The organism is Lutispora sp., assembly GCF_041687175.1.
GTDB lineage: Bacteria > Bacillota > Clostridia > Lutisporales > Lutisporaceae > Lutispora.
Genome location: NZ_JAWLCK010000025.1, coordinates 1 through 15937 on the forward strand (window position 1 = coordinate 1; position 15937 = coordinate 15937).

A 15937-nucleotide genomic window follows, 5' to 3' on the forward strand; every position below is an offset into this window, starting at 1 on the left:
AGATAAAAGTCTATAGAAATAATAAACCATGTCTACAAGGAGCTTAAAGAAATTAAATAAAAGGAGTGTAGTTCACCGTGCATGAAGCCTTTATGAAAGCAATTGAGGCAAAAATGGAGGCAGCCGGCCTTTTACCTATCAAGAAACAGGCAGAACTAAGCACAAGGATCCTAAAAGAAAGACTAGAAATAGTACTTCCATGGGCAATGAAGAAATCAGGTATAGATTTTTGGATAATAGTTTCGAGAGAGGGTTGCAAAGACCCTATGCTAAAAACACTGTATCCATGGGATATGTATGACGCTAGACGCATCGGAGCATTGGCTTTTCACCACGATAAGGAAAAGGATATAGTTCGTAAAATGGTTATAGGTCCCCACTCTCCCGAAATGGAAAGTATTTACCAAAGAGTACAGGAGCCAGGTGAAACTGTATGGGAGACTATTAGCAGAATTGTCAGGGAATGCAATCCTTCTAAAATAGCTATTAATAGGAGTGATATCAACGGCTTTTGTGATGGACTTTCCTCTACACTCTATGAGCATTTAAAAGATGCTCTAGGAGAAAATGCTGTAAAACTATGTGATGGTGAGCCTTTAACTGTGTATTGGCTACAGAGAGTTTCACCTCTAGAAATAGAAACAATGAAGAAATTTGTTAACATAACACATGATATTATAAACTATTCTTTCTCCAAACAATTCATTAAAGTAGGAATAACCACTACTACTGACATTGAGTGGTTTATGCGTGATGTTATTAATCGCCTTGGATATCAATATTGGTTCGGACCTGATGTTGATCTTCAGCGTAAAGGCAGCAGCGTTTCAAGGATTTTCAATGAAGTTATCCTTCCAGGGGATCTTATTCATTGCGATGTAGGGATAAACGGTATTTATGTACAGCTACACACAGATATTCAGAGAGTTGGGTACATTCTCAGGAACGGTGAAAAAGAGGCCCCTAAGGAATTTTCGGAACTTATTGCCAAAGGCAACAGACTTCAGGATATAGTAAGAGAAAATATTAGAGTTTGTACCACCGGAAATGATGCATTCCTTAAATCTATAGAAACAGCTAAATCTGAGGGTATTAAGCCCATGGTGTATACCCATCCTTTAGGAACATTTGGTCATGGTGCCGGCCCTATCATAGGTCAATATGGCAATCAGTCATATATTCCCGGAGCAGGTGAACGAACCATTGAAGATAAGACTTGCTATGCTTTGGAGCTTAATGTTTCCGACAATATAAAGGTTTGGGACAACCAACTTGTATTCATGTATCTTGAGGAAGATATTCTAAAGGACGGCACAGTTGATTTTCTTGACGGTAGGCAGGAAAAGTTGATACTTATATAGCTCATATATTGCAAACTGTAATGGAGGAATATAGAACTACACAGCTTTTTTATCTGTAACATTTTATATAATCCTGAATATATTGTAATGATATTGTATATTCAGGAGGGTTTGGTTATGGAAGATAAAGAAATGAATAAAGCAGAAAATGAAGCTTTGGATGAAAAAGTAATAAATGAAGATGAAATAGAAGTAAGTATACTTAAGAAATTTAATGAATTGGACACTATTAAAATTGAATCAGCCAATGACTGTTGCTATGAAGCATATAAAAAAATAGACTTTGACAAATGTGAGGATTTTAAAGAGGTGTACTTACCCATTGATGAACTCAACTGCCAAACCAGGTTGCTAAGGCTTATTGTAAACCTAAAAAATGTCTGCAAAAATAGAATCCTTGGACTAAGTGTTGTGCTGGTTAAATCTAAAACCAATATGATAATAAGCCAGAAAGGTAAAATAATATTTACAGGAACCTGCAGCAAAAGCCAGTGTAAAGAAATATCCAAGGAATTCTGTTTTACTCTTCCCGGAGATTTATGCCAGGATCCATCTTCCATAGATGTGAAGGTAATAGCAAACTATATTTACACTAATTCCTTTGGATCATTAAAAGAAGAAAGTAAAATACTCGGGGATGATGCAGAATAATAATGGTGGCTAGAATGGCCACCATTATTATTTGTCAATGTTATATAAATAACAAATCAAATCAGTTGACTTTACATTGATTTTGGTGAATTATAACAATAAATACTTGGAACAATATTTACTAAAGAAGAAGGGAGGAAAAGCATGAGAGAAAGCATTGATAGAGGAACATTGAGAAGGACTATAATACTAGATGAAGAATATGAGATGGTTATTCTTGATAAGACTAATATTGATGAATTAATTGACCTTCAAAATGAGGTAGCCAGACATCTGAAAAATCCTGAAACCTTCGTTATGGATTCCAGAGAATTTATTTTTAATGAAGTCTTGGATAAGGATAAAGGCAGAGCCATAGGAGTGTTTGCAGGCAAAGGACTAATAGCATTCAGGACTGTTTCTTTTCCTGGAAAAAGTCAATTTAATATGGGCAGAGAATTAGAACTTCCTGAAGATGAGTTAGATCATGTTGTACACCTGGAAGCAACTGTAGTACATCCTGAGTACAGAGGAAACAAGCTTCAAGCCAAGATGATGAAACATACTTTTGATATGGTATTTAAATTAGGTTACTATCATATACTATGCACTGTTTCCCCCTTCAATTATCCAAGCTTAAAAAATGTGATGGATGCAGGACTGGTTATTAAGGCTCTGGGTCAAAGAGAAGGACCTTACGAAGGAAAGTGGAGGTTTTTACTCCATAGAGATTTGAGATTCATCGGTACAAAGCGATATAGAAGAAGCATAGAGGTAGAGAATGAAAAACTGGATAAACAGATAGAAATACTAAATAGAGGATATCAGGGATTCTTATTATCCCGAAATAGATATATGGATGATGAATTTATGATTCATTATGGAATGCCCTATTAAACTGCTATCAAAGTGATGATGGATTAATTAACTAGATAAAGAAATCGTGCTTAGATCTTATTCATATGCTATAATTTAGAAAGGCTTGTATTTTAAATTATAATGACCGAGAAAGCCTTTTTTAATTCATGAGGTGAAGTTAAAGAGTAATTTGTGTTTTCTCATGATTTATAAAAAAGAATATAATCTGGAGGTTAGCATTGTGGATAAGATAATATTAGGAAATACAGGAATAAAAGTTTCAAAATTGTGCTTTGGAGCACTGCCGGTAGGCCCTTTGCAAAAGAATCTGCCTATTGAAGTGAGTGGTGAAATTATAGCTTATGCACTTAAAAGAGGTGTAAACTTCATAGATACAGCTCAAGCATATGGCACATATCCCCATATAAAGGCAGCTCTTGACAAAGTGGATTTCAGACCAGTGATAGCAACTAAATCAGGGGCAGAGACCTATGAATCCATGGAAAAAGCAATAAATGAAGCTTTGGAAGGCATGGAAATAGATTATATAGATATATTCCACCTTCATGCTGCAAGAGCAGATGTTGGTGTATTTGAAGAACGCAAAGGAGCTCTTCAGTGCCTTTTGGACTATAAGAAAAAAGGCATAATCAAAGCGGTAGGTATATCTACCCACAGCGTAAAAGTGGTGGAAGCAGCCGCTGCAAGAGAGGATATAGATGTGGTATTTCCTTTGATAAACAAGATAGGACGCGGAATACTCCAGGGCACTGTGGAGGAAATGGAAAAGGCTATTGAGTTATGTCAGAAGAATGGTAAAGGCATATACCTTATGAAGGTTTTAGGCGGTGGAACTATGATTGATGATTATGATAGCAGCATGGAATACGTTATGAACCTAAAAGGCCAGTATTCTATAGCCATAGGTATGATCAGCAATGAAGAAATTGATTATAATGTGAGATACTTCAATGGTGAGAGAGACTTGGAAGGAATAATAACTATCAGAAACAAAAAAATAATAAGAGTATCTCAGCATATGTGCGTAGCCTGTGGTACATGTATACAAACATGCCATAGCGGGGCCATTGACTTTGATGAAAGTGAAAAAGCTTTTATTGATCAGTCAAAATGCATACAATGCGGTTACTGTGTTGCGGTATGCCCCGAATTCTGCATTCGTGTATTTTAGAACATTATCCGACAAAACAAACCTCTTTCCAAACGAACGTATGTTTGGTATAATAAAAGAAAAATGAAGGTGATAGCATGGTAAAACACATATTGAAGGCATCACTGGAAAGAGGCAGAATTGTAAAAATAATATATAGTGGAGAGTCGGGTATTAGTGAGCGCAATATAAAGGTCCTTGAAATTCAGGGCAATAAAATTAAGGCATATTGTTATCTACGAAGACAGATTCGGTTTTTTAAGATTGAAAATATATTATCAGCGGATTATTACAATTTTAAAAGGAAAGCAGTTTAAGGGCAGCCAAGGCTGTCCTTAATTTTCTGTTTAAATTTAGAGGATATTTTGCCAATCAAGAGGAATATAAATAATCAATATGAAAAGGAGGGTTAAATCATGATTCTTCAAAATAAAATCAAATTAGCAAATCTACCTACAAGAATTGAGAAATCAGAGAAGCTAAGCAAAGAATTAGGCAAAAACATTTATATAAAAAGAGACGATGAAACGGGAACTGAGGTATCTGGCAATAAGGTAAGAAAACTGGAATTTGCCGTAAAAGAAGCTCTGGATAATAATTGTGATTATCTCATTACATGCGGAGGCATACAATCCAATCATGCCAGAGCTACTGCTGCGGTTGCTGCCAAGTTAGGAATGGGCTCATATCTGGTGCTGAGAGGTAGGGAAGATAATGATCTGGAAGGCAATTTTTTCCTTGATAAACTGCTGGGTGCAAGAATCAGACTTATAACTGCTGAAGAGTACAGCAACCATAGGAGTGAGATAATGGAAGAGATAAAGAATGAACTTCTCAAGGAAGGCCATAAAGCCTACATATTGCCGGAAGGAGCATCCAACGGCATAGGATCGCTTGGCTACTACAATGCTATGCTGGAGATTCTTGAGCAGCAAAAACAAATGGGAGTCAAGTTTGATGCAATAGTGTGTTCAGTAGGTTCAGGGGGTACTTACTCAGGATTGTATTATGGCAATAAGGTTAAGAAAAATGAAGCTGTAGTTTATGGTATAAACATAGCAGGGGATAAGGAGTATTTCTTAAATATAGTTGAATCTTTACTTCACGAACTTGTGAGATATACAGGGGAAGAGATACATATAGATAGAAACCATATCGACATAATCGATGGATACGCTGGATTGGGATATGCAATTAGCAGGTCTGAAGAGATAGAATTTATAAAGCATCTGGCTCAACTGGAAGGAATCATACTGGATCCTGTATATACAGGAAAAGCTATGTATGGATTAGTACAGGAGATAAAGAAAGGCACCTTTGATAAGCATGATAATATATTATTCATCCATACCGGCGGAATTTTTGGATGGAATGCTGTACAAAGATCGATGATAGAAGGATAGAGGTGCACACTAATGATAAATAACATAATCTCAAATCTTTATGATAACGCAGATCCGGAAAAAGCTCCTCAGATGGCTGCCTATATGAAAAGCAAATTTCCATTTATAGGTATACAAAAGCCCCTAAGGCAGCAGCTTACAAAGGAATTCCTCAAGGAGGCTAAAAAGGGAAAAACAGTAGATTGGGATATAGTAAGCATGCTATGGAATTTGCCGGAGCGGGAATTTCAATATTTAACAGTAGATTATTTGATAGCGTTGAAGGATTATATAAAAGTCGAGGACATTGAAAAAATAGAGAAATTGATCACCACAAAGTCCTGGTGGGATACTGTAGATGCCATAGCAAGCGTTATAGTAGGGCAAATGTGCAGGAACCATCCAGAGTTGATTGAAAGTCATATCATAGATTGGGCAGAGAGCAGCAATATATGGCTGGCACGAGCTGCTATACTTTTTCAACTGAAGTATAAGGAAAATACAGATATAAATCTGTTAAGCAGAATTATAAGGGAAAACAGTGAGCAGAAAGAGTTTTTTATCACCAAAGCAATCGGTTGGGCTTTGAGAGAATACTCAAAAACCAACAAAGAATGGGTTAGAGAGTTTATCCGAAATAATGCTTTGCAGCCTTTGAGCATAAGAGAAGGAAGCAAATATACCTCATTTCCCTAGATCCTTCCAATGCTCATAGGCTTCTTTCAGCTCCATAAAGGCACTGGATTTATCTTGAGCTAGTATTGCCCCTTCAAGTCTGGCTATACTGACGGTAAAATCATTTATTTCATCTCTTTCAGAGCTGAATTGAACTCTGGACACTATTTTGTCCCATGCCTTTCTTAAATCATAAGTCTTATTATTTGCCGCTTCCCAATGGCCTTTGGATATATCCTGAATTATTTCTTCTATCATTTGTGGAATATTGTCCTCCCCACCCAAAGAGTATTTTAAAAAGCTTCCGCTTTGCATTATTAAAATAAATATTGCAATTGCAAAAATAGGGATTGATATAACCATGAATTTTCTCATTGGCTCATCTCCATATATAATATTTTTAAGTTTAATAACTAATCAATTTTCAGTTGAATATTGCTCATCGAAAAGTGAATAGACCTGACTTAGTAAGGTCCTTTATAGTCTCCAATATCTATTATCTTTTTTATATGATCATCATATCTGTCTATTTAGAGACTTCCTGCTGGATTAAGGGTTGCTAAGAATACTTCTGAAACATCCTTTATACCTTGCTTATTAAGCTCCTTCAGAAGCCAAGCTTTATCCTTGTTTAATTGGGTCAGATTCTCTTCTATGATAATTCCGTCATATATTAATTCTGTGCTGATGCCGTTAGGCATAACTTTAATTTGCATATCCTTAGGAGTCAAGGGCATATGTTCAGGCTTTTTCAGCACTGATATTTGACCATTAGGTTCTATTATTGCGAAATCAACCTGGTTAAGATCAAAAACCCCTTTGTTTCTTAATAGAGCCATGATGTCAGAAACTCTATACTTCATTTTCTTCAAGCTTTTCTCCATTATTTTGCCATTCATAATTACAATGGTTGGTTCCCCCTCAAGGTACTTTGCCGCATATCTCCATTTCAGGGTTATCAACTCCATCAAATAGCCCAGTGCAGCCCATGACAGCAGTCCAATCCAGTGGGGCCATGCTCTGCTGGATAAATCTGTTGTGAGAGAAGCTGCTATAGAGCCAATGGTAATACCTAGGACATAATCAAAAAAGGTAAGCTGGCTTATTTGTTCCTTCCCTATTATTCTGGTGAAAATAAGGAGGGAAAAGAAGCCAATGACGGATCTTACAGCCACGACCAAGCCTTCATTCAAGGGTTACCCCTCCTGTATTAGTGATATATGGACATAGTATTTGATTTTTAAGAATTTTTATCCATAGCTTGCCGCAAAGAATTTGTTTTAAACAGAACATATTGACATTTATCTATATATAGGAATATAATACATAGAGAAATATCAATATGATGTTAATACGCATAAAATTATAGGGGGTAAATATAGATGAATAATTCAAATTGTGGATGTTGTTCTTGCGGTTCAGGCTGCTGCAGTGCAGGAAACATACAAACAGAAACAAGGCAAGTGATTGTAGACTTTTTATATCTGGATCTTAGTGTCTGTGAATGGTGTCAGGGAACAGAAAAAAATCTTGAAGAAGCTATTGCCAGTATCTCTAATGTATTAGAGTTAGCTGGCATTGAGGTTGTGCTGAACAAAATAAATGTAAACACAGAAGAACTGGCTATAAAGCATAAATTTGTTGCTTCGCCTACAATAAGAGTAAACGGCAGGGATATTCAAATGGAGGTTAGGGAAAGACCATGCGACTCATGTGGAGATCTATGTGGAGATGAGGTAGACTGCCGTGTCTGGGTATACAAGGGACAGGAATATACTGTACCGCCTATAGCCCTTATAGCTGAAGGACTATTAAAAGGCATATTCGGCCATGAAGATATATCTAATGAAGATGCTGATTATGTATTGCCAGAGAATCTGAAAAAGTTTTATACAGCTGCGAAGAATAAAAATCAATGCTGCTGTGGTAATACAAATAACAGTTACTGCTGCTAGAAATAAGTATTGTTGAAAAAATATTGTGGAGTGAAAACAATGGAAAAGAATTTAGCAATGTATGCTCAATATATGAAGGCATTAAGTGATGAAACAAGACTCAAAATTTTTCTTATGCTTTCAGATGGTGAACTATGTGCCTGTAAAATACTTGAAGAATTTAACATTACCCAACCTACCCTTTCATACCATATGAAAATGCTATGTGACAGCGGATTGGTGAAGGGTAGGAAAGATGGCATATGGATGAGATATTCCATAAATGAAGAGGCTCTGGTTGCAATAAAGAGCTTATTCAATAGTATAGATGTAAAAAGCGTTGATTTTAGTGAATGTTGCACCGAGTGCTAGGAGGATTGTGATTTGATAATTTTTCAATGGTTAAACAGGCAGTTGTTGAAGATGGAATGGCTGCACAATTTAGTAACTTTTCTTGTAGAAAAAATATTTGGCTTGGATGTAAGTACCAGAGTGGGTGGAAGTATCCACTTTTTCATATATGATGTTATAAAGATATTCATATTGCTTTCCGTTTTAATCTTTGCAATCTCATATATACAAAGTTATTTTCCGCCTGAGAGAACGAAGAAAATACTGGGCAGATTCAATGGCATATCAGCCAATATATTGGGTGCTCTTCTAGGCACAGTTACACCTTTTTGTTCCTGTTCCTCAATTCCTTTATTCATTGGATTTACAAGTGCGGGATTGCCTATTGGTGTTACATTCTCATTCTTGATATCCTCGCCTTTAGTAGATCTGGCATCCATTATTTTGCTGGCAAGCATATTTAACTGGAAAATAGCTATAGCCTATGTCACTATAGGCATTGTGCTTGCAATAGTAAGCGGAACGATTATCAGTAAGATGAAGCTTGAAAAGTATGTAGAGCCTTTTGTCTTCGGAAACAAGGTTCTTGATATGAAGCAGGAGAAATTAACCGCTGAGGATAGAATGAATTTTGCAAAGGATCAAGTGCTAGACATAATAAAAAGGGTTTGGCTATACATTTTGGCAGGTGTAGGAATTGGTGCTGCTATACACAATTGGATACCTGAATCACTAATAGCTGCCATACTGGGCCAGGATAAATGGTATTCAGTGCTTATAGCCACATTTGCGGGCGTGCCTATGTATGCTGATATCTTTGGAACACTGCCTATTGCAGAAGCTTTGGTTTTAAAGGGAGTGGGACTTGGTACAGCTCTATCATTTATGATGGGGGTAACAGCTCTTTCGCTTCCATCAATGATCATGCTGAAGAAAGTTGTTAAGATGAAGCTTCTAGCCACATTTGTGGGCATTGTTACCTTTGGTATCATTATAATTGGCTACACATTTAACGCTTTTGGCTATCTTTTGATGTAATGATAATTTTCAATAACAATGGAAGAGGGATTATGATGAGAGAAAAGACAAATTTATATTTATTGACAGGATTTTTAGGAGCAGGCAAAACCACTCTTTTGACCAATATATTGGAAGATCTGTCAGGTGAAAAAGTCGGAGTTATTATGAATGAGTTTGGAAAGGTAGGCATTGACGGTAATATCATCAGAAAAGATGGGATAGAACTTGTAGAGCTAAACAGGGGATCGATATTTTGCTCTTGTTTGAAGATATCCTTTGCTCAAGCCATGATGGAGATGGCAGATAGGGGTCTGAGATATTTATTTGTTGAGAGTTCCGGCCTTGCTGATCCATCAAATATAGGGGAAATAATGAACGCTGTAAAGGAATTCAAGGGAGATGTTTATGACTATAAAGGAGCAATCTGCCTTGTGGATGCAGTACACTTTCTAGAGCAAATAAATGATTTTGAAACAGTTGAAAGGCAAATCAAGCACTGTCATCTTGCAGTGATAAGCAAGGTAGATTTAATCAATGAAAGTACTTTGGAAAAAATAAAATCAAAGATACGAGAGATAAATGCTATGGTAGAAATTCAAACCTCGGTATTCGGAAAGCTTAATTATGACTTTTTGAAGGAAGATTTGATGAAAAATCAATGGGCAGAGGGAGAAAGTTCTACCAATACTCCCGAAAACAAACCAAAATCATTAACTCTGACATTTCAAGGTCAAGTGAAAAAGGAGGATTTGACAAGATTCATTGATAAGGTTTCTGGAAATGCATATAGAATTAAAGGGTTCTTTAGTCTTGATGATGGATGGAATCAGGTGGATGTTGTGAATAGAAGGATAGATTATAAGCTTTCAGACAAAAATGAAACAGAATCACAACTTGTAATCATATCAAAAATAGGTCCTGCAATAATCAAAAATATATTTGATGCGTGGAATGAAGTTATAGGCGAGGAAATGAAGTTAAGGAATTAAGAATTAAAAGTATGGGAGGCTGCGAATTGAAAATTAAAGTATTGGGCACTGGATGTGATAAATGCGAAAAGCTTGAGAACAATGTAAAAGAAGCTCTTAGCACCCTTGGCATTGAAGCAAGCGTAGATAAGATAGCGGATCTGGTACAAATAATGAAATATGGCATAATGACAACTCCAGGCCTTGTTATTGATGAAAAGGTTGTTTCATATGGGAAAGTATTAAAGCCAAAAGAAATAGTTAAAATATTGGAGGGCATGAAGTAAACAATCCTTTAGGGGAAACAGTAGTCCAAAGGATCCCTATCTGCCCTTTTCGGGCTCATAGGGATCTTCTTCATAATCAAATTCTATCTTCTTGAAGTTTGCTTTGTTTGTAAATACCTTATATTGGCTTTTATTTTTGCTAAGACTTTTCAGTCTATCATACTCATCTTCCATATAATCATAGTTATGGCCTAATATATTTAATTTTCCTTTTTTCATATTATTACACTTCCCATTTTATCATTATTACTCAATGCAACCGTTGTTTACGAAAGTAATTCTATCACAATTATAGGATTATTGTAAGCCTATCAGCGTTAGATTAAATATATAAGCGACAAAATAATCGGAAAAAATAATTTCCCGGGAAATATTATATGAAAATCGACAAAATTACATGCTGATTAAGCTGTTATTAGTACGCATAGTGTAAAAATTCTGGTATGTTGTAAATCTATGATATTCAAAGGAAACAGACGGAAAACAGAGTTGATTAAATATGGAAAAGAAGTTTCTTAAAAGGATATTTTTCACTATTGTTGAATAAATAATATATACAAGCCAGAATAAATGTAAAGGGGGTAGCCGTGAAGTCGGCGATTGTATGATGGATTTAGCAAATATGAGCCCAAGGGAAGTTAGAGAACTCATTAGAAAGGAGCAAATAATTTCACCTACCTCAGGTATGTGCAGAGGACACATACAGGCAAATCTTGCCATAGTTCCTAAGGATTTAGCTTTTGACTTTTTATTATTTGCTCAGAGAAATCCAAAGCCTTGCCCCATATTAGATGTTACAGATGTAGGGGATCCGGAACCTAAACTTATGGCTAAGGGTGCAGATTTGAGGTTTGATGTTCCAAAGTACAGGATTTATAAGTATGGTGAGTTGGTAGATGAAGTAACCAATATTGAGAAGTATTGGAGAGACGATCTAGTAGGTTTCTTGCTTGGCTGCAGCTTTTCCTTTGAATCTGCTATGTTGAATGCTTCCATACCTGTAAGACATATAGAGGATAATCATAATGTACCTATGTATATAACCAATATTGATTGTGTCCCTGCTGGGAAATTCCACGGCAAAATGGTTGTCAGCATGAGGCCTATACCATATCATCAGGTACCCAGAGCGGTGCAGGCTACTTCAAGGTTTCCACAGGTCCACGGAGCACCAATACACATAGGAGATCCCAGCCAGATAGGTATCAAAGATGTAAATAAACCGGATTTCGGTGATCCTTCTGTCATTAAAGAAGGGGAGGTACCTGTATTCTGGGCTTGTGGTGTTACACCCCAATCCATAGCCATGACCAGCAAACCAGAGCTTATGATAACCCACTCTCCAGGACATATGTTTATCTGCGACCCCAAGGATGAAGATCTGGCAGTATTATAATAACTAGAGCAAAAGGCTCAATGAGGTTGAATATCTCATTGAGCCTTTTATTTCCATTAATAACTCATCATTATGTGCATTACTCTGTTTAGGTTTTGTCATTTCATATAATATTCTGCAGTTTGAGCCTTATATCCTCTCCGAAAAACTCATACATTAAGAAGTTGCCGAATATTCTCGATGATATTCTTTCAGAGTAAGTTTTTATTATCTCATCAACATCCAGATTGGTGGATATTATCATTTTTTTATTTTCTAATAACCTTTTGTTTAATATATTATAAATTACTAGCCCGGAAAACTGTGTTCCCAACTCTGTACCCAGATCATCAATTATTAGCAGGTCGCATACATAAATATCCTTCAGGGCTTCATCTCCTGCTTCCTCATTATCAAAATCAAACTTGTACTTCCTTACTAAATCTACAAGATCGGGCGCGGATTGATATATGACGCTTTTGCCCATATCCAGCAAATCTTTAGCTATGGAGTTGCAAAGGAAGGTTTTGCCCAAACCTGGTCTGCCAATAAACAGCAGATTCTTATTATGTTGTTCAAAGTCTTTGGTGTACTTTATACATTCCATAAATATATGCTGCATGTTCTCCCTTGGAGATCTTCCGCCATCAATGGGTTCATTGGAATAATAGTTTATATTGAAATTCTCAAAATTCTCCTTGACTATCCTATGGGATAGTTTAAATTGTTTATACTGATGAGCAATAAGCTTTTGCATTAGGCAGTTGCATCTTTCCGATCCGACATAACCTGTATCCTTGCATTTTTTGCAGCTATATTTCATCTGGAGATAATCCTTTGGATATTTATTGGCTGTTAGTATTTCTGCTTTTTCTATTTTCAGGTCCGTTTGTTTCTTATGAAGATCCTCCAGAAGCTTTTCCCGATTTTCTTTATCCATGAGTACCGCCTTAGTAATTCTTATACCCAGGTTGACCATTTCATCATCGATTTCTTTGAGCCTCGGTAACTTAGCATAAAGCTCCTGTTTGCGCTTATCCAATTCTTTTTTATTTTTTTCTCTTATATCTTCGTATTCATTCATTATGGCTCGTATACTATTCACTTAACTCACCTCTACTCTTTTTCAGGAGCCTTTGCTTCAATAGATCTGTATCATATGTACGGCCTTTGAAGTTATTGAAGCTTCTCTTGGGAGCCTTTGCTCCATCTTTATTATCCTTTGAAGGGTTTCTAGAAAGATAAGCTTCAATCTCATCAATGGTTTTAATATTTTTATCATGCCATTCGGAAAGCACCTTATCTATGTACGAAAAGGAAGGTTTCAGTGTTTTTATTGTTAACTCGCAGGCTTTAAGCACTGCCTCATCGGAAAAGGAGTATTCATAAAACCACTTTTGCAGCATTTCCTCCTCCACCGCCGTAGGCTGCCTTCCGATTCTGAGAAAGTTAAGCACTTTGCTGTATTTTTGCCATTTCTCCTTATGTCTGTTTGCATATTCTATAGCTTTTTCCTGAGAATCTACCCCTGCATCAAACCAGTTTTTAGCCACCTGCTTAAGATAAGGTAAGTCTTTTTTGTTTCTTGAATAGCAATCTTCGATTAGCATGACTACTATTTCAGGTGGGAAACCATAATCGTCCATCCAGTCTAAAAAGACGAATATTTCATTCTGAGATAGCTCTCTGCCGGATATCTTTCTGATATAATCAAACATATCTCTGACCTTTGAATTCTGTCTCGCCATTATGATACGATCCACGCTGTTCTTGGCAGGCTTGGTTTCCTTACCCTTTATGTTGAGGACTTTTTCTCTAATATCAATGAATTCAACGATTTTATCATTGTTTCCTTCTGTATGTATAACATTTATAATCTCCTGGTCTTGCCAATACTTCCAAGCTTTCTGCACTTCCTCTACAGATATATTGATTGTCTTTGCTATTATTTCATCAGATAAATAATTGTTTTGAAGGCTGTAGGAGCATTTAAGACCTAGCAGATATACTTTTACATAATCCCCGGGGGCATCCGGCATGTAATGGTTTATAAAAATGTTTTCTACTGGAGTGTGTCCCAGGTCTTCATTATAGGCTTTGTATCTAAAGTAATTCATATAGTTTCCTCCTAAAATAGGAATCCAATCCGCTTTATCTAATATTATAGCATATATTTTCCTGTTAATAATATTGCCTTTTGGTGTAAGATAATACCAATCAATATATCGTTAAGCAATGTTCAATGTTAAAAGAATAATTTAGCATATAAATGAATATGATATAGACAAGCAGGAAAATTTTTATCCCAATAATTTATTGAATAAAAGGCTAGTTTGGTATAAAATAGAGTAAGCAATATTTAGAAAGGAGATGCATTAATGGGGGGAGACGGTGAAAATCCGAATAAGTTAAAGAAGTATTATGACAGCCTCATTCAGCAAGCCTCCAAGTGGTTTGCCAAATCCAAGGAAGCCATATCTAAACTAGATTTGAAGAAGACTTTTTCGAAGTTTAATATAAAATCAGTTGCAGGTAATAAAAGATTTAATGTAAAGATTATCAATAAAAAGAGGTTTTTAATAACCGGAGGAGCATTAGCTGTTGTATTAATAGCCATTACATATTTCGCTTTTGCAAATAATGCTTTTGCTGTAATGATAAACGGTGTAGAGATTGCAAAAGTCAAGGACAAGAAACTGGTTGAGGAACTGTTAACAGTATTAAAGCAGAGTTATGAAAAGAAAAATGCTGCAGAAGTTGCTTTTACTAATCAGATTTCTTACCAAAAAATAAATGCTTCAAAAAAAGAACTCCTTGAGGGTAAAGCATTGGAAGAGGAATTGAAAAAACATTTAGATTATCAGGTAGAATGTGCTGTTATATATGCAGACGACAAACCTATAGTCACTTTAAAAACCAAGGATGAAGCAGAAAGAGTGCTATCCGGTGTAGAGCAGTATTTTACACAGGTTACAGAAACCAGTAAAATAAAGGAAAAGAGCTTTTCTGAAAAAGTGGAGATTAAGGAAGAGTTTACAGACATCTCCTTAGCAATGGAAGTAGAAGATGCTCAAAACTATATTATTAATGGTACCAGTGAGGTTAGGATACATAAGGTTGAAGCAGGGGAAAGCTTTTGGAGCATATCAAGGAAATATGACATAAGCTTGGAGGATCTGCAGAAGGCAAATCCAACAGCAAATCCTGAAAAAATAAAAATAGGTCAGGAATTGAATTTGGTGGTTCCAAAATCTTTAATAAGCGTAAAAACCATTGAAGAAGTTACATATACGGATAAGATCCCCTATGAGCAGAAGCTTGAATTAAGCAGCAGCTTATATAAGGATCAGACCCAGGTAAGGGTCAAGGGACAGTATGGGGAGAAGGAAGTTAAAGCAGAAGTAATTAAGATAAATGGAATTGAAAGTGAGAGAGTAATTCTATCAGAAAACATAATAAAGGAGCCAAAGGATCAGATTCTGGTTAAGGGTACGAAGGATCCACCACCAAAAAAAGGCACAGGTACCTTTAGTACTCCTACAAGAGGCACCATAACCTCTCGTTATGGATATAGATGGGGAAGAAACCATAATGGAATTGACATTGCAGCACCTATAGGCACTCCGGTAAAAGCTGCTGATGGAGGAGAAGTTATTTTTGCAGGAACCAGCGGTGGATATGGAAAGATGATTAAGATTGACCATGGTGCAGGTTTTGTTACATATTATGGTCATCTTAGCAAAATCAGTGTTAAGGTAGGTCAAAAGGTATATAAAGGTCAAGTCATTGGTGCTGTAGGAAACACAGGTAACAGCACAGGGCCCCACCTTCACTTTGAAATAAGGAAAAATGGCAGCCCTGTAAATCCATCAAAATATTTGTAAAGACCAATATAAAACGATTATCATGATGAAATAAAAAATAG

The 15937-nt window shown here is 36.2% G+C and carries 17 protein-coding genes and 1 pseudogene; 13 read left to right on the plus strand and 5 right to left on the minus strand.

The features are described 5' to 3' along the window. Window positions 1-92: 92 nt before the first annotated feature. From ACESM9_RS05815 to ACESM9_RS05840, 6 genes are all read left to right on the plus strand, one after another. Window positions 93-1361 carry a M24 family metallopeptidase gene (locus ACESM9_RS05815; RefSeq protein ID WP_372996225.1) on the plus strand — a complete coding sequence of 423 codons (1269 nt, stop codon included), beginning with the start codon at window positions 93-95 and terminating at the stop codon, window positions 1359-1361. Window positions 1362-1478: 117 nt separating this feature from the next. Beyond that, on the plus strand, window positions 1479-2012 hold the full coding sequence (locus ACESM9_RS05820; protein WP_372996227.1) for a hypothetical protein: 534 nt from the start codon (window positions 1479-1481) through the stop codon (window positions 2010-2012). Window positions 2013-2156: 144 nt separating this feature from the next. Continuing rightward, window positions 2157-2888, plus strand: a complete 732-nt coding sequence (locus tag ACESM9_RS05825) for a GNAT family N-acetyltransferase (protein ID WP_372996229.1) — start codon at window positions 2157-2159, stop codon at window positions 2886-2888. A gap of 202 nt (window positions 2889-3090) precedes the next feature. Next, window positions 3091-4041 carry an aldo/keto reductase gene (locus ACESM9_RS05830; RefSeq protein ID WP_372996231.1) on the plus strand — a complete coding sequence of 317 codons (951 nt, stop codon included), beginning with the start codon at window positions 3091-3093 and terminating at the stop codon, window positions 4039-4041. Between the two features lie 395 nt (window positions 4042-4436). Further along, entirely contained in the window at window positions 4437-5423 is a 987-nt protein-coding gene (locus ACESM9_RS05835; RefSeq protein WP_372996233.1) for a D-cysteine desulfhydrase family protein, read from the plus strand. 12 nt (window positions 5424-5435) lie between these two features. Beyond that, window positions 5436-6098 carry a DNA alkylation repair protein gene (locus ACESM9_RS05840; protein WP_372996235.1) on the plus strand — a complete coding sequence of 221 codons (663 nt, stop codon included), beginning with the start codon at window positions 5436-5438 and terminating at the stop codon, window positions 6096-6098. On the opposite strand, the gene ACESM9_RS05845 is transcribed toward ACESM9_RS05840, so the two are convergent. Next, window positions 6087-6452 carry a DUF4363 family protein gene (locus tag ACESM9_RS05845; protein ID WP_372996237.1) on the minus strand — a complete coding sequence of 122 codons (366 nt, stop codon included), beginning with the start codon at window positions 6450-6452 and terminating at the stop codon, window positions 6087-6089. The genes ACESM9_RS05840 and ACESM9_RS05845 overlap by 12 nt on opposite strands. Window positions 6453-6541: 89 nt before the next feature. After that, window positions 6542-7270 (minus strand): annotated as a pseudogene (locus ACESM9_RS05850) (DUF421 domain-containing protein). Window positions 7271-7459: 189 nt separating this feature from the next. On the opposite strand from ACESM9_RS05850, the gene ACESM9_RS05855 reads away from it, so the two are divergent. The 5 genes from ACESM9_RS05855 to ACESM9_RS05875 are packed head-to-tail and all read left to right on the plus strand — an operon-like array spanning window position 7460 to window position 10637. Continuing rightward, the gene (locus ACESM9_RS05855; RefSeq protein WP_372996239.1) at window positions 7460-8032 is read left to right on the plus strand and encodes a DUF2703 domain-containing protein; all 573 of its coding nucleotides are present in this window, start codon (window positions 7460-7462) and stop codon (window positions 8030-8032) included. Between the two features lie 39 nt (window positions 8033-8071). Beyond that, window positions 8072-8383 carry an ArsR/SmtB family transcription factor gene (locus tag ACESM9_RS05860; protein ID WP_372996241.1) on the plus strand — a complete coding sequence of 104 codons (312 nt, stop codon included), beginning with the start codon at window positions 8072-8074 and terminating at the stop codon, window positions 8381-8383. Between the two features lie 12 nt (window positions 8384-8395). Then, on the plus strand, window positions 8396-9400 hold the full coding sequence (locus ACESM9_RS05865; protein ID WP_372996243.1) for a permease: 1005 nt from the start codon (window positions 8396-8398) through the stop codon (window positions 9398-9400). A 32-nt stretch (window positions 9401-9432) separates the two neighbouring features. Further along, the gene (locus ACESM9_RS05870; RefSeq protein ID WP_372996285.1) at window positions 9433-10371 is read left to right on the plus strand and encodes a CobW family GTP-binding protein; all 939 of its coding nucleotides are present in this window, start codon (window positions 9433-9435) and stop codon (window positions 10369-10371) included. A 26-nt stretch (window positions 10372-10397) separates the two neighbouring features. Beyond that, on the plus strand, window positions 10398-10637 hold the full coding sequence (locus tag ACESM9_RS05875; RefSeq protein ID WP_372996245.1) for a thioredoxin family protein: 240 nt from the start codon (window positions 10398-10400) through the stop codon (window positions 10635-10637). Between the two features lie 36 nt (window positions 10638-10673). On the opposite strand, the gene ACESM9_RS05880 is transcribed toward ACESM9_RS05875, so the two are convergent. Further along, complete coding sequence (locus tag ACESM9_RS05880; RefSeq protein WP_372996247.1) at window positions 10674-10856, minus strand: hypothetical protein; 183 nt, start codon at window positions 10854-10856, stop codon at window positions 10674-10676. Between the two features lie 385 nt (window positions 10857-11241). Here ACESM9_RS05880 and ACESM9_RS05885 point away from each other — a divergent pair, with 385 nt between their 5' ends. Further along, window positions 11242-12033 (plus strand): putative hydro-lyase, encoded by a 792-nt coding sequence (locus ACESM9_RS05885; RefSeq protein ID WP_372996249.1) that lies wholly within the window; start codon window positions 11242-11244, stop codon window positions 12031-12033. 103 nt (window positions 12034-12136) lie between these two features. Here ACESM9_RS05885 and ACESM9_RS05890 read toward each other — a convergent pair whose 3' ends face one another. Both ACESM9_RS05890 and ACESM9_RS05895 read right to left on the minus strand, forming a co-directional pair. Next, complete coding sequence (locus ACESM9_RS05890) at window positions 12137-13117, minus strand: ATP-binding protein (RefSeq protein WP_372996251.1); 981 nt, start codon at window positions 13115-13117, stop codon at window positions 12137-12139. Next, on the minus strand, window positions 13110-14129 hold the full coding sequence (locus ACESM9_RS05895; protein WP_372996253.1) for a DnaD domain protein: 1020 nt from the start codon (window positions 14127-14129) through the stop codon (window positions 13110-13112). Before ACESM9_RS05895 ends, ACESM9_RS05890 begins: the two co-directional genes overlap by 8 nt. Before the next feature lie 261 nt (window positions 14130-14390). On the opposite strand from ACESM9_RS05895, the gene ACESM9_RS05900 reads away from it, so the two are divergent. Further along, window positions 14391-15896 (plus strand): LysM peptidoglycan-binding domain-containing M23 family metallopeptidase, encoded by a 1506-nt coding sequence (locus ACESM9_RS05900; RefSeq protein WP_372996255.1) that lies wholly within the window; start codon window positions 14391-14393, stop codon window positions 15894-15896. Window positions 15897-15937 lie beyond the last annotated feature (41 nt).